This is a genomic window from Paenibacillus turicensis (assembly GCF_050461185.1).
In the GTDB taxonomy this organism is placed as follows: domain Bacteria; phylum Bacillota; class Bacilli; order Paenibacillales; family Paenibacillaceae; genus Fontibacillus; species Fontibacillus turicensis_A.
The window spans coordinates 375,155-389,951 of record NZ_JBCMOR010000005.1; the positions used below are offsets into that span (position 1 = coordinate 375,155).

At 38.5% G+C, this 14,797-nt stretch carries 13 protein-coding genes, 1 tRNA gene and 1 riboswitch; of the genes, 5 read left to right on the forward strand and 9 right to left on the reverse strand.

Features of this window, described 5'->3' with window-relative positions:
- Positions 1-195: 195 nt before the first annotated feature.
- Positions 196-879: a class I SAM-dependent methyltransferase gene (locus ABE099_RS03815; protein ID WP_430027527.1), complete on the forward strand. Its 684-nt coding sequence runs from the start codon at positions 196-198 to the stop codon at positions 877-879.
- Between the two features lie 113 nt (positions 880-992).
- Here the strand turns inward: ABE099_RS03815 and ABE099_RS03820 are convergent, their stop codons facing one another.
- The 7 genes from ABE099_RS03820 to ABE099_RS03850 form a co-directional block, all read right to left on the reverse strand.
- Positions 993-2,366, reverse strand: a complete 1,374-nt coding sequence (locus ABE099_RS03820; protein ID WP_430027529.1) for an amino acid permease — start codon at positions 2,364-2,366, stop codon at positions 993-995.
- Between the two features lie 162 nt (positions 2,367-2,528).
- A riboswitch (glycine riboswitch) is annotated at positions 2,529-2,610 on the reverse strand.
- A 793-nt stretch (positions 2,611-3,403) separates the two neighbouring features.
- Positions 3,404-3,742 (reverse strand): hypothetical protein, encoded by a 339-nt coding sequence (locus tag ABE099_RS03825; RefSeq protein WP_430027531.1) that lies wholly within the window; start codon positions 3,740-3,742, stop codon positions 3,404-3,406.
- Between the two features lie 33 nt (positions 3,743-3,775).
- Positions 3,776-4,777 (reverse strand): ABC transporter ATP-binding protein, encoded by a 1,002-nt coding sequence (locus tag ABE099_RS03830; RefSeq protein ID WP_430027533.1) that lies wholly within the window; start codon positions 4,775-4,777, stop codon positions 3,776-3,778.
- A complete protein-coding gene (locus tag ABE099_RS03835; RefSeq protein WP_430027535.1) occupies positions 4,774-5,556 on the reverse strand; it encodes an ABC transporter permease in 783 nt (260 codons plus the stop codon). The genes ABE099_RS03830 and ABE099_RS03835 overlap by 4 nt, the downstream gene beginning before the upstream one ends.
- A gap of 24 nt (positions 5,557-5,580) precedes the next feature.
- A complete protein-coding gene (locus tag ABE099_RS03840; protein ID WP_430027537.1) occupies positions 5,581-6,399 on the reverse strand; it encodes an ABC transporter permease in 819 nt (272 codons plus the stop codon).
- Positions 6,399-7,586: a serine hydrolase domain-containing protein gene (locus ABE099_RS03845; RefSeq protein WP_430027539.1), complete on the reverse strand. Its 1,188-nt coding sequence runs from the start codon at positions 7,584-7,586 to the stop codon at positions 6,399-6,401. Before ABE099_RS03845 ends, ABE099_RS03840 begins: the two co-directional genes overlap by 1 nt.
- A 68-nt stretch (positions 7,587-7,654) precedes the next feature.
- Entirely contained in the window at positions 7,655-8,842 is a 1,188-nt protein-coding gene (locus tag ABE099_RS03850) for a serine hydrolase domain-containing protein (RefSeq protein ID WP_430027541.1), read from the reverse strand.
- A 325-nt stretch (positions 8,843-9,167) separates the two neighbouring features.
- On the opposite strand from ABE099_RS03850, the gene ABE099_RS03855 reads away from it, so the two are divergent.
- Together ABE099_RS03855 and ABE099_RS03860 are read left to right on the forward strand one after the other, a co-directional pair.
- Positions 9,168-9,238, forward strand: a tRNA-Ala gene (locus tag ABE099_RS03855).
- An 89-nt stretch (positions 9,239-9,327) separates the two neighbouring features.
- The gene (locus ABE099_RS03860) at positions 9,328-9,519 is read left to right on the forward strand and encodes a DUF4303 domain-containing protein (RefSeq protein WP_430030438.1); all 192 of its coding nucleotides are present in this window, start codon (positions 9,328-9,330) and stop codon (positions 9,517-9,519) included.
- A 111-nt stretch (positions 9,520-9,630) separates the two neighbouring features.
- On the opposite strand, the gene ABE099_RS03865 is transcribed toward ABE099_RS03860, so the two are convergent.
- Positions 9,631-10,563, reverse strand: a complete 933-nt coding sequence (locus ABE099_RS03865; protein ID WP_430027543.1) for an FAD:protein FMN transferase — start codon at positions 10,561-10,563, stop codon at positions 9,631-9,633.
- A gap of 12 nt (positions 10,564-10,575) precedes the next feature.
- The gene (locus tag ABE099_RS03870) at positions 10,576-11,505 is read right to left on the reverse strand and encodes a LysR substrate-binding domain-containing protein (RefSeq protein WP_430027545.1); all 930 of its coding nucleotides are present in this window, start codon (positions 11,503-11,505) and stop codon (positions 10,576-10,578) included.
- 188 nt (positions 11,506-11,693) lie between these two features.
- Here ABE099_RS03870 and ABE099_RS03875 point away from each other — a divergent pair, with 188 nt between their 5' ends.
- Both ABE099_RS03875 and ABE099_RS03880 read left to right on the forward strand, forming a co-directional pair.
- Complete coding sequence (locus ABE099_RS03875) at positions 11,694-12,308, forward strand: NADPH-dependent FMN reductase (protein WP_430027547.1); 615 nt, start codon at positions 11,694-11,696, stop codon at positions 12,306-12,308.
- 13 nt (positions 12,309-12,321) lie between these two features.
- Positions 12,322-14,745 carry a flavocytochrome c gene (locus ABE099_RS03880; protein ID WP_430027549.1) on the forward strand — a complete coding sequence of 808 codons (2,424 nt, stop codon included), beginning with the start codon at positions 12,322-12,324 and terminating at the stop codon, positions 14,743-14,745.
- Positions 14,746-14,797 lie beyond the last annotated feature (52 nt).

Sequence of the window (14,797 nt, forward strand, 5' to 3'; positions counted from 1 at the left end):
TCTGTAGTTAGAATTATTAAGGATATCCCAAGTAAATGGGATTGTTATTATTTATTATTTCTATATAATTGAGAATGATTCTTAATTGTACAATATAACGGATTAATAATAAAGCAGATTTCAACGATATTATAAGTAGGGTTAAAGCATGGGCAGGGGGAGTGTATTGCAGTGTCGATAAATTCTACAGAAAAAATGAGCTGGAAAGAGGTAAATGGTCAACATTACACCACAAGTATAGCGGCCAAAATACCAGGTTACAGACTGTTACATGAGCAAATGGCGTTTATGATGCATGCGCATTTAAATGGAGAGGATCACAAGCTTTTAATTGTTGGAGCAGGTGGGGGACAAGAAATAATAAGCTTAGGTCAGCTTAATCAAAGCTGGAGATTTACAGGCATTGATCCTTCGGAATCAATGTTGGCGGAAGCGAGCTTACGCATAAAAGAAGCGGGAATTTTAGAGCAAACGACATTACTTCAAGGCACTGTAACAGACCTGCCACAATCCAATCAATACGATGGTGCAACCTGTATGTTAGTTCTTCATTTCATACAAGATGAACAAACGAAGCTAAACATGCTTCAAGAAATTGCAAGCCGATTGAAATCAGGCGCAATGTTTATTATGGCAACGCTGAGTGCCGATCCTTCTTCCAAGATTTATCCAATTTTGATGTCTGCTTATCGTTCAAGTATGTTATCTGCTGGTATTAGTGAGGAGCATTGGGAGAAGTTCCAAGCTTCTATTGGACACACATCCTACCCAGAACCTTCCGAGCAGATTGTTACATGGTTAGAGCTTGCTGGTTTTGAACACGTTACACGTTATTTTGGCTCATATATGGTTGAAGGTTACGTTGCGATTAAAAAATAATTGGTGTTATAGATGTTGTTTAGATTTAATGAGCCATCATTGAATATTTGATTGTTAATCAGCCAAATATCAGTGATGGCTTTTTTATAACGATTCACTATTTATGGAGTTATCTAACTTTTGAAGGTTGTTGTAGTACTTTTACTCTTATTACGTGTACTTATATGATACAAAATAAACAATAAAATAAACCATAACGGAGTTAATAGTAAAGCAGGACGCGTCTCACCTGCAAACAACATAATAATTAAAATAGCTGCAAACAATGCCAAAACCACATAATTAATAAAAGGAGTTAAAGGCGCTTTAAATTTTGATGTGGCATGGAGCTGTGGAGCTGTTTTTTTATACTTTAAGTGGGAGACAACAACAACGCCCCACACCCAAATGAAACAGATGGCACTAATGGTTGTCACAATTCCAAATGCTTGCTCAGGAATGAGCTTACTAAGTAAAGCACCACCAGATAAAACAAGGGTAGAAATTAATAAGCCATTACGAGGCACATGGTTTTTATTTAGTTTGCCAAAGGAGGCAGAAGCTTGTTTGTTTTTGCTTAAATTGTATAAAATACGGCTAGTTGAGAACATACCACTATTACACGCAGACGCAGCAGAGGTTAATACAACAAAATTGATTATACCCGCCGCAATTGGCACACCCACTAACGCAAAGGTTTTGACAAAAGGGCTTTCAGATGCACTAAGCTGAGTCCAAGGGTTAATGCATAATAACGCTAAAATTGCACCTACATAGAAGAATAATATACGTAATGGAATTTTATTTATTGCAGAAGGAATATTTTTTTCGGGATTAGACGTTTCCGCGGCAGAGACACCAACAAGCTCTACACCAACAAATGCAAAGACAACCATTTGAAACGACAGTAAGAAGCCTGTAATGCCATTTGGAAAAATACCACCATGTGCCCAAATGTTTTGGACACTAACAACGCCAGATTCAGTACGAAAGCCGATAACGAGTAGAACAATACCAATACCAATTAAGGCAAGAATCGTAATAACTTTAATTAAAGCGAACCAAAATTCTAGCTCTCCAAAATTTTTAACCGTCAACAGGTTTAAGCCTAACAAAATAATTAAGCATAAGATTTCAGGTACCCATTGCGGAATATCAAACCAATATTGCACATACATGCCTACAGCAATTACGTCTGCCATAGCAGTCATAATCCAACAAAACCAATAGGTCCAGCCTGTAACAAAAGCAATTTTTGGTCCAAGATAGTCTTCAGCAATGTCAGTAAAAGTCTGATAACCTGCCTTGGATAACAACAGCTCCCCTAAAGCTCTCATGACAAAAAATACTGCGATCCCAACGATTAAATAAGCAAAAACGATGGAAGGTCCTGCAAGCTGAATTGCTTTTCCTGAACCAAGGAAGAGTCCTGTACCAATCGTTCCTCCAATCGCAATAAGTTGAACATGTCTGTTTTCTAGATCTCTTTTTAGTTCCTGTTCTGCCAAAATAAGCTCCCCCTTAATTCATCTACACAGTACGGAATTCAATAAATTTTGATGCTTAAAAATAAAAAAAGAGATTGGAAGTATCCAATCTCATGGTCATAAAAGCATAAATAGTAATAATTTGTTATTTTAAACTAAAATAAATAAAACAAATCATCTATTTCATACTCTTCTGTCCTTTTGCCTGAGATTGTGAACCCTTCGGCGTCATGAAGTCAATCATGATCTCTCCAGAAGCTGCTCCTGTTACAGTGTGATCCGTAACAATCATAGCCTGCTGATTATTAAATTTTTAAGTAATCCCGTCTTTCAATTATTAATTCACAATACTAATCATTAGCGGCTATTTTGTCAATAACATAAATTGCACATTGATATAATTTTCACATAATTTAAATTAGTGGATGACATTAAGCGTGATGGAGGCTACGGAACAAAGGTTCTACCGATCGTTTTTAAAACTAGATTTTTTATGCTAAAAATTGCTCAAAACCAAATTAGTGGTTGCTAACTTCTGAGGAAAGCAGCTACTGCGCAGAGGGTGGCTTCGACCCCTGTTACAGCCTGATTTTCTTGAACTAGATATTTATCGGTTGAAAAACAGTCTGTAAAGGCGGACGTGTTCACTTCTCCACCATCCCTCTACCCCTTCGCTAGTTTTGCTTCCTCTCAACCACTAATTTCTAAGTTGAGCCAATAAATATGGATAAAATCTAGTTTTTAATACGAACGTTTCACTTCCTCACAATCCTTTATCCCTTTGCAATTTTGGTGTATTTGTCATCTCCTAATTTAAATATTAGCCATAATTATATGGCTTAACCTTAAAATAAGTACTTGATAACTAACCCAAACTAGCGAAGGGACAGAGAGATTCTGAAGATTGTCTCTTAAAATCAAATTCCACCAACAAACCTACTTAAATAAAAAGGAATATGATTTTAACAACAATCGTAAGAACTCTCTGTATCGTAGCTGCCACCTAAGTCATTATCAAGTACTGTTTTTAAACCATATTTATGGCTAAATTTAAATCCTTAATCATTGGCTTTAAATTTATAGTCTGTGATTGCGGCTAAGGATGCCTTACTATTTCCTAAAGGTTTTCTGGGTGTTCTGTTTTCTTGGTCTGCGGCTCTAGACTTAGCAACTAGCTCACGCAAAAATGCATTGTTTTCCTCTGCATAATCTAGTATCAATCCAAGTGTAATCAGGACTGAGCCTGAGATGATACTACTAATCCAATAAACGATGGCAGATAGCCATTGAAAGGAGTCATCACCAGTTAAGTAGTTCGTAGAATTCCCATACACAATACCTAAAATAATTCCCAGCACGATTGTAATTTTACCAGTAACATCTAAAAACTTTGGCATATTGTCACCTCAAATCTTTTTTTTACATTCATTTTATACTACAGATTGCTCTGACTCATACAGCTTCAATACCACCTGTTGAATGGGCAGTTCTTTAATGGAAATATCAGAAAAACGGTGATCTCTAGAAATATTTTCGATAAAATCACTAATTGAAATTAAAGCAGTATCCACTTCAAGTGTAATTTGCAATTCAGAGGGTTGATCAACAACTCTCGTATAGTGATTATCAAAAATGGATCCATCAATGGGGTCTGTAAATGTCAGACTGACCTGTTTTTTATCACCTAAAAAAAGCTTGAACTGTGATAATGAATCATCAAAAACTTTTGTGCCATGATTAATGACGATGACGCGATGAGCTAATTCTTCAATATCTTCCAGATCATGTGTAGTTAAAATGCAGGTCATATTATGCTTACGATTCATCTCTCGGACAAACTGGCGAATTTTAACCTTTGCAATGACATCAAGTCCAATTGTAGGTTCATCTAAAAATAAAATTTGTGGCTGATGGAGCATAGCCATAACAAATTCACACTTCATTCGTTCTCCCAAAGAGAGGACACGGGTAGGCTTTTCGATGACTTCCGTAATATCTAGTAACACTGCCAACTCTTCTAGGCGTTGTTTGAAATCATGGTCAGAGACCCCATAAATCGCTTGATTCATGCGGAAGCTATCAATCGGTGGAATATCCCATATTAATTGAGATTTTTGTCCAAAAACTGCGCCTACATGACTAACATAACGTTTTCGATCCTGTGCAGGTGAATAACCTAACACTTTTAGCTCCCCAGAAGAGGGATATAATGCTCCGCAAAGCATTTTAATGGTTGTTGATTTTCCTGCTCCATTGGGTCCAAGCATCCCACAAATTTCCCCTTGCTCTATCGTAAAGCTAATATCATTTACAGCGTTAATAATAACCTCCTCTCGGTAGAAAAAACTTTTGAGGGTTTCGCTTAGGCTAGAGCCTCTTTTGTATGTTTTATATGTTTTATTTAATTGCTTCACGTCGATGATCGGATTCATCCGCCAACCCCCTCGTATAAAGAAATCATATGTCGATATATAAAGGCACCTGCTATCATAAATAATACACAAGGGACCACTGCTATAAAATCTACCAGTTTTATTTCACCAAGTAGGGCGGAGGCGGGTAAAAAGCCAATGACACCAACAGGAACAATGAAGGTAATGAGCGCTTGTAACGCTTTTGGAAAAATTGGTAACGGATACTTCCCAAAATTCAATACACTATCTGCAAGCTCTGGAATTCTTGAATTCCCTACCCATTTAAAGGACATCGCTGCCATCATTAAGGACATCCCTGCCATTACTGCAATACCAGCTACAAAAAATAGTACAAACTGCACCCAAGAAACAAATAAAATAGTACCTACTCCAGTGAGGGAAATAATGAACAGTGCCACCCCACCCACAAATACACCAATACTATCAGGTGAAAACGTGGTAGCAATGATAAAAAACAATGGATTTAGTGGCTTCATGAGTATAACCTCAAAACTACCTTCACGTATATGTGACATTGTTGTCCAAAGTACACCACCAAAAATGAGGTTGGAAAGTCCGCTGGACATCGTAAAGATAGACTGGATTAATAACACCTCGTAGAAGCTCCAGCCTGGAAAACTAGCTCCATTACTATAGATTAACAAGGTGAGAAGTGGAAAGAACACATTCCCTACAAGTGTAATAATACAGCTAACGATAAAATTCATGCGATAGGCTGCAGATACACGTAATGCAGAAAGTAGGCATTGCTTATATATATTAAAAAACCGCTTCATAAATGAAATCCCTTCTTAACCTATTTATGCACCAACAGCAGTAAATTGTTTCATAGCAATACGCCTTACTAGCTCATTTGCGATAAATGTAATAACAACAGCAATCGCTTGAAGTCCAACCGCCTGCCCCATCGTTAAATGGATGCCACCCAGTGAATATTGTCCCGTAAATACCATTGCAGGAATATAAGCAATGTATTGAAACGGTAGAAAAAATTGAATGCTTTGTAGCCATACTGGGAATAAGCTAAGTGGAAGAAGTGCACCAGAAAAAACGCTGGATAGAAGCATAAATGCGCCACGTATTCCATCAGATTGAACTAACCAAAATGACAATAAGCCAATGGTATAATTAACATAAAAATTCATTAAAAAAGCAAGAGTGATCGATAAAAAAGCCCATAAATAACTTGCAGGTGTCATATCTATACGAAAAATAAAAATAAAGATCAGTAAACAAGGAATAAATTCAAATAGAAATCCTAATGAGCGATGGCCAAGCTTTTGAAATAGAGCAAATGAACGATGATGGACGGGGCGTAAATGGAACGTTAAGAATTTCCCAGTTCGTATCAGCATAGATAGGTTCCAATCTGCAAAATCCATGGTGAGATAGCTAATCAGTGTTGTTACACCAAAGTACCTGATCATCTGGTTTAGCTCAAGTCCACCTAAAGTGGAATGATCACCATACACCGCGGTCCATATAAAATATTGCACAATAAAAAAAACTGGACCTACAACAATAGATACCATGGAGTGGGTGCGATAGGCAGCCCACTCCTTATAGGTGACACCTGCTACTGATCTCATTACACGTAACTGATGTCGAATGCTATTCATTAGCTTAGCCCTGACCAAATAATGTTTGTGACATTAAATAAGGCATCTGCATGCCATTCATCATCCATAAACGGTACAAACCAAACGGCTGCGAGCTGCTCTGTAGGATCAATGATCATGGAGCAAGCTCCAGCACCTTCATGACAATAGGTTGTATCGGAATAAAGGAAGGCAGAACCTCTACGCATGTCTAGACCGATCCCATAGCTACGGTCAGGATTGTTCCCTCCCCAGCAATAATCTGGTTTGTCATACAATGTTCTTGTCGTAATTTTCTCTACCGTTTTACGTCCTAAAATTCGAGTGTTATCCAGCTTCCCCATCCCTAGAAGCATATTAGCAAACCGAATTAAATCACTTGGGGTTGAGCATAACCCGCCACCTGTTCTTGATACGTTACTCCACAACTTCTCTGAAGGGGAGAGCTCAGGCTCAATCCCTGCGATGATATTATTTATACGTTTCTCATATTCTCCATCGCGAATGATAAAACGCTTCGCCAGCTCTGGCGTAGGATCAAACATCGTATCCTGCATGCCGAGAGGCTGTGCAATTTGCTCTTCAATATACTGCTCTGCACTTACACCAGTTACCTTCTTTATAATTTCTCCTAATAAACAAAAGCCAAATGAGCAATATTGCCATTCCTGCCCAACGGGTCTATCCACACCACAGCTTAAAGCAGCCTTTATCCAGTCTAACTCCCCATCTTCTGGTTTATAATTTTCAAAATACTGACCGATTAGATCCCAATAATCTCGAAAATAAGGCATGTCGCCTTTCCAATCTGGGAACATTCCAGAGGTATGTGTAAGTAAGCTATAAATATCTATTTTGTTAAACGGTGTCACATCAAATTGCGTCAAAATACTGCCTACAGGATCATCAAAACGGATCAACCCATCTTCAACGAGCTTGGCAATCGCGATCGTTACAATCGCTTTAGTAATAGATGCAATACGATGAACAGTAGTAGGAAGTAACGGTGTATGTTCATCCTTATAGGATAGGGGACCCACCGCACCATGCATAAATGTTTTTCCATATCGAGACACACAATAGGAGGCACCCTGAATTTTTTTCTGTTCTATCAACCTTTGAAAATGACTGTGTAAAACTTCAATTCTTGAAGCATCATACCCCACCTCTTGCGGGGTACAATCTACTTGCCCAGAAGCGTATAACATAAAATTACCACCTTTCTTAGAAGCATAATTTATTTATTGCGGTTATTTTTGTTTCTAACATTGTATCGTTAACTTAATCCTGACCAAATGATATTTGTGACGTTATATAAAGCTTCAGCGTGCCAACCACCATCTACGAAAGGAACAAACCACACTGCTGTTACTTGTTCAACAGGATCAACTAGTATACAGCTAGAGCCTGCACCTTCATGACCATAAGTTGTGGGGGAGTAGATGAACGTACAGCCTGTTCGCATATCAAAACCTAATGCGTAAATTCGGTCAGGATTAAATCCTCCCCAGCAATAATCGGGCGTATCAAATAAAGCTCTTGCTGTAATTTTTTCTACTGTTTTGCGTCCTAAAATACGTGTATCTCCAAGCTTTCCCATCCCAAGCAACATATTCCCTAGCTTTATAAGATCGGGTAGTGTAGAAAATAACCCTCCACCTGTATCTGGCACATGGCTCCAAAGCATCTCTGAAGGGGATTGCTCAGGCTTTTGATCTGCAAGGAGTCCATTAATGAATTTTTCCTGCCGTTCATGTCGAATAATACAGCGTTTAGCTAGGTCTTGTGTTGGGTTAAACATGGTATCCTTCATACCGAGTGGCTTCGCAATTTGCTCTTCAATATATTGTTCAGCACTCATCCCAGTAACCTTTTTAATGATTTCTCCAAGGAAAATGAAGCCAAAGGTACTGTATTGCCATTCTTCGCCGACGTTCCTGCTCATTCCACCGCTTAATGCGGCTGAAATCCAATCAAGCTCACCCTCTTCGGCTTTGTAGCTATCAAAATACTGTTCAACTAAATCCCAATAATTACGATGATAGGAGAGATGTGCTGTGTAATCAAGAAATAGACCAGAAGTATGGGTCAGCAAGCTAAAAATATCAATTTTATTAAATGGAGGGACGTCAAACTGTTTTAAAATACTGCCTACAGGATCATCAAAGCGAATCATCCCATTTTCGACTAGCTTGGCAATCGCAATCGTTGTGAACACTTTTGTGATGGATGCAATCCGGTGTACGGTAGTTGGGAGCAATGGAGTAGTGGGATCGCGATAAGAAATGGGGCCAAGTGCACCTTGCATGAAAGTTTTTCCATATCTGGCTACAGAATACGAAGCCCCTTGGATCATTTTTTCATCAATCAGTTTCTGGAAATAGCTATGTAAAACTTCAATTCTTGATGCATCGTAACCGACCTCCTGAGGTAAACATTCAATTTCTCCTGAAGTGTACAGCATAATATTAGCCACCTTTTTTGGAATAGGGCCTCTAGTACAGCAATCGTAGGTGTAGACCGCATTGAAAGCGTTATCAATGATGAGTATATAATTTTGTGAACCTAGCGACAGTACTAAATAACACAATCCTTCTTTATTATATTTCCATATTTTTCAGATTGCCATGTAAAATTTGTTTAAAAGAAAACTTTACATACTTCAGATAAAATATAGTAACAAGTTAGGTGTCTAAGTACACTTGAAAAAGGAAATATATAGTTGCAGTTGCGTAGTGAAGTGGGGTATAATTACAAATTAGATGCACTAATAATGCACATATAAATAAGGGGCTATAGTTTAGGGGGAAAACAGGTCGCTGGCAGCGATCAGTCGGCGGTTCGATTCCGCCTAGCTCCATTGCTTGTCAGGTTGGAATCGATGCTTAATCGTATCTATTTTGCCTGATTTTTTATTTTATATAAGGAGAAATTAACAATAGCCATTCTATTTCAGAAAATGATTTTCCAGAACGTAACAAAATTATTTTGGAATATATGATTGAAAATGAAAATGTTATTTCTGATCAAATCTTTAATTACAGTGATGAATTTATTCAATTTAGAAAGGATCTTTTTGAGATCTTGATACAAGCGTTAGCACAGTTAAGACCAGAAGGATTTTTTAAATCCGTATATTAAGAATACATATTGATTAATTTTGAAGTAAGAGATTACTATCAAGAGGATGAAATGCTTGAAATTTTTGAAAGGATAAATACAAAAGAAGATTTTCTATCATTTCACTTTCCATCATTGAAAATCTATTTTCCCTTTAAGATTGTCTGTAAACGCCATTTGTCCATCTATCGTTATGACGATTGCTCCCATATCCTTTATTCTACTAACTTTTTGAATAACTGAAGCCGCATCTAATCCAAATAATTTTGTAGTATAGATATCACAGTCCAATGATTTATCGGCAATAATTGTTAACGAAGCGATATTATTCTCGATAGGATAACCCGTTCTACTGTTAAATATATGATGGTAATGAACGCCTTCTTGGTTCAAAACTCTTTCGTATATGCCTGATGTTACGACGGATTGGTTTCTTATTTTGACGATTGCAGCGGCATTTCCCCTAGGTAAAAATGGATTTTGTATTCCTGTTCTCCAGTAATTCTCTCCTTGAGGTGAGTCTCCATAAACAAGCACATTTCCCCCCATATCTACCATTGCTGAGGTAGCTCCATTTTTTTTGAAAAATGCCATAACTTGATCAGCAAAATAACCTTTAGCGATCGCGCCAAGGTCAATCTCCATGTCTTTTTTGGATAATAGAACAGAGCTATGCTCATCATTTAGCTGGATATTCTCAGGATTCAATAAATCCAACACCATCTTAATAGCGTCATCTTCTGGTACATGCGCCTCACTGAAACCAATTCTCCACAGCTTGATCAAAGGACCTATTGCAATATTTAAGTAGGAATCTTGATTTAAACTGTGCTCCTTTCCTATTTTTATGAGGTCATACAACTCCTTATCTATTTTTAAAGGGTGCAATCCAGCTTCTTTTTTTAGCAAGGCAAGCTGTGAATGATCACTATTGGCACTAAAAGCCTCTTCGTAATCAATCAGCATCTGCTCAGCTTCCTCAGCAAGCTTCTCAGCATTTAATCCCTCGATGAACAGGGTAATTTTTGTTCCCATGAGATGTATTATTTTTGTATAACTACTCATGATGGCGGCCTCCTATTTTGCACATGGTTGTCCATGATTTAAAAATGCATTTATAAGGTCATGATCCACGCTTGTTAGCGTTTTTTCACTTTGATAGGCTATAAAATAATCCAAACTCATCTTATCCATTGGAATTGGATATATATTATATTCAGGTGGGCACTCCTTGATATGAATACTCTCTGGTATAATGGTTAGACCCAAATTTCGCTTTGCAAGCTTAAGAACAGTATAAATGTCGTTACTTTCCAACAAAATATTAGGTTGAATCTTATAGACACTTAGTAGTTGGTCTATCTGTTTCCTGATTGCTGAGCCTTTGGAGGTCAAAATCAACTTTTGACTCAAAATTTCCCTGATATCAATTGAGCCTTCTGGAATAATCGCTACATTCTGCTGGTACAGTTCACAGCAACATGGGATAATTGCTCTATAGCTATGCTTGCCCCAGCTAACAGCATTTAAATTGGGAGATATACTACCTGAGTTTTGCCCAATCCAGAAATCCAACTCGTTGTTTTGCAGAAGTTTCTCGTTTTTTTCAGGTAAATCTTCTAAAAGATTTATTTTATACGTAGGATGAAGTGCTAGAAATTCTGGCAAAAAAAGAGGAGTCAGATAGGAGCCAAGACTCGGAAGGATGCCGATTCGTAACACTTGATTGTCCATATCTGATACATAGGTGATCTCTCTAATCAGCTTTGCATAGTTGTTTTCCATTGAAGTCAAATACTGATAATATATTTTTCCCTGCTCAGTTAAGCGATAGGGGAGTTTGTTGCGAGTAATAAGCTCACAGTTAAGTTCATGTTCTACTTTTTTTATCACCTTCGTCAAATAAGGCTGAGAAATATACAGTGCTTTGGCAGCCTTGCTATAATTGCTATATTTTAAGAGAGTATCAATATAATACAAAATATCTTGCGATTGTAGTTTAGACATATCTCTCACCTCTTGTGAAAAAAGTAACAAACATAGGGCTTGAGCTGATTATAACAAATTGGTTATCAAACTTCAATGAATAACTATTAGATCATTAACCCTTGATATGATAGAGTTATGCCAATAGAACATATTTCTTTGAAACTAAGTTAGTGAATTAAATTACAATGTATAGAAAGGGGATTACTATGAATTATTTAGCTATCGTCGGCACCAATTCAGATGTGTCAACGAACCGTATATTGCTGGAGTTTATGCAAAAGCATTTTGCTAGCGAGGTCAAGATTGATTTATATGAAATTAAAGATCTGCCAGCCTTTATTGAAAAAGATGATATAGAGGACGCAGAAGTTGATATTCCTGAGAAGGTACAAGACTTATTGGATCAAATCTCCAAAGCTGAAGGTGTTATTATCGCTACGCCTGAGTATGATCATGCCATCCCAGCCGTTTTGAAAAGCGCTTTGGAATGGATCAGCTACACGACGCAACCCTTGATTGATAAGCCAGTGCTTATCGTTGGTGCTTCACACGGTTCACTTGGCTCTTCCAGAGCACAAGCACATCTTAGACAAATCTTAGATTCACCTGAGCTTGGTGCAAGATTGATGCCGAGCAGTGAGTTTCTTTTAGGAAAATCTCAGAGTGCCTTTGATAGCAGTGGTAATCTCATTGATGCTGACAAAGTAGCTGAGCTTGAAGAAATTTTTAGGGAGTTTGTTTTATTTACTGAGATCACTTCTGAACTACTGTCAAAAAGAACGTTTAAGAAAAAAACGAAAAAATTTACTTGGCAAGAGTAGGGGGCTAATCACAATGAAAATCATAGCGATCGTTGGCACAAATGCTAAAAAATCATATAATCGCAAGCTGCTTCAGTTCATGCAAAAACATTTTAAGTCAAAAGCAGAAATTGAAATTCTTGATATTACAGATGTACCGATGTTTAATCAATCTGATAACCAAACGAACAGTGTAATTATACAAACGTTTAATGAAAAAATTATTGCTAGTGATGGGGCCATTATTGCGACTCCTGAATATAACCATTCCATCCCTTCATCCCTTAAAAGCTTGCTTGAATGGCTGAGCTTTGAGATCCATCCGCTTGCTGGTAAACCCGTGATGATCATTGGTGCGTCGCAGGGAACACAAGGCTCGTCGCGGGCGCAGCTACATCTTCGTCAAATTTTAGATGCACCAGGTGTGGAAGCTAATGTGATGCCAGGGTATGAATTTTTGCTTGGGACTGCACATAAAGCTTTTGATGAATCAGGTAACTTAAACAATGAAGGAACGATTGATTTCCTAGAAATATGTTTTCTACGCTTCCTTCGTTTTGCTAAAATTTCAAATCAGCTTAACGTGGAAGAGGAGTTCACCTATAAACCTGGTGTGTATGAGGTAAATGCGATCGGCCACAGTGGGAATCTTCCAATGAAGGTATCCTTTAGTGAAGATAGAATTGAAAGCATCGATATCGACGCTAAGGGGGAAACCGAAGGGATCGCTGATGTTGTTTTTGTAAGAATACCGAATAAAATTATCGAGGGACAAACGCTAAATGTGGATGCACTCTCAGGTGCTTCTGAAACAAGTAACGCTGTTATTAATGGTGTTGCCAAAGCGGTTAAGCTGGCTGGCGTTAACCCAGACATCCTAAGAAGACGTCCAAAACCTGCTAGCAGTCAGATGAAGGATGATGAAGAATATACATGTGATGTCGTTGTCGTAGGGGGAGGCGGTGCTGGTTTAAGTGCTGCTGCAACAGCTTTACAGCATGGCGCAAGTGCGATTGTGCTTGAAAAGTATCCTGCTGTAGGGGGGAACACGATTCGTTCAGGTGGTCCTGTCAATGCTGCGGATCCTGTCTGGCAGCAACAATTCCATGAGAACCCAGGGGAAAGACAAACGATTGAAAATTTATTAAATACAGAAGAAAGTTTAATTCATCCTGAATATTTGGAGGATTTCCGTGCCCTAAAACAAGAATTTGCAGCTTATCAGGAAAAGTTTAGCACGGAGCAAGCTTATTTATTTGACTCGCCACTTCTACACAGAATGCAAACGTATTTCGGTGGAAAGCGTACAGACCTAAATGGCAACATGATCTACGGACAATATGATCTGGTCAAGGTGCTTACTGACCATGCCTTGGAAAGTGTACAGTGGCTTGAAGATATCGGGGTTGAATACGATAAGAGTATCGTATTTGCGCCAGTGGGTGCGCTTTGGCGTCGTGGTCATAAGCCTGTTAAAAGCTATGGCTCGGCATTTATCCTTGCACTAAGCAAATATGTTGAAGAGAATGGCGGTCAAATTATTACGGATAGTCCAGTCAAACAACTGATCATTGAAGATGGAAAAATAGCTGGTGTTATCGCAACTGGTGTTAATGGACAGAAAATCACCGTACATGCGAAAGCAGTAGTACTTGCTAGTGGTGGTTTTGGTGCAAATACTCAAATGCTGAAGGAATATAATACGTATTGGAGTCATATCGATGATGATATCAAAACAACGAATTCCTATGCGATGACAGGGGATGGAATAACACTTGGTAAGAGTGCAGGCGCGGCACTGACAGGTATGGGCTTTACTCAAATGATGCCTGTAGCAGATCCTGAAACGGGCGAGCTCTTTAGTGGACTGCAAGTTCCACCTGAGAACTTTGTTATTGTTAACCAAAAGGGAGAACGATTCGTAAATGAATTTTCTGGTCGGGATGTGTTAACGAAAGCAGCGATCGAGCAGGGAAGCTTATTTTACCTAATCGCAGATGATGAGATTAAGAAAACTGCGGCGAACACAAGCCAAGAAAAGATAGATCGACAAGTTGAAGCGGGTACGCTCTTTAGAGCGGATACGATAGAAGAGCTGGCAGTGAAGGTTAATATGGACCCTCAGGTGCTTAGAGCTACAATTGACAAGTATAACTCCTATGTCGATGCGGGTTTTGATCCAGAGTTCCATAAGGATACGTTTAGCTTGAAGGTGGAAAAGGCACCATTTTACGCTACGCCTCGGAAACCAGCGGTTCACCATACGATGGGTGGCATTAAAATCGACACTGCAACGCGTGTATTGGATGAAAACGGTCAGCCGATCGCACATCTATACGCTGCCGGGGAAGTAGCTGGAGGTATTCATGCAGGTAACCGTCTGGGTGGTAATGCATTAACAGACATCTTTACTTTTGGTCGAATTGCGGGTAAAACGGCTGTGGAGGAAATGAAATAATATAAATTTAAAAAACGTCATCATTTCACGTGATGGCGTTTTTTTGTTGACA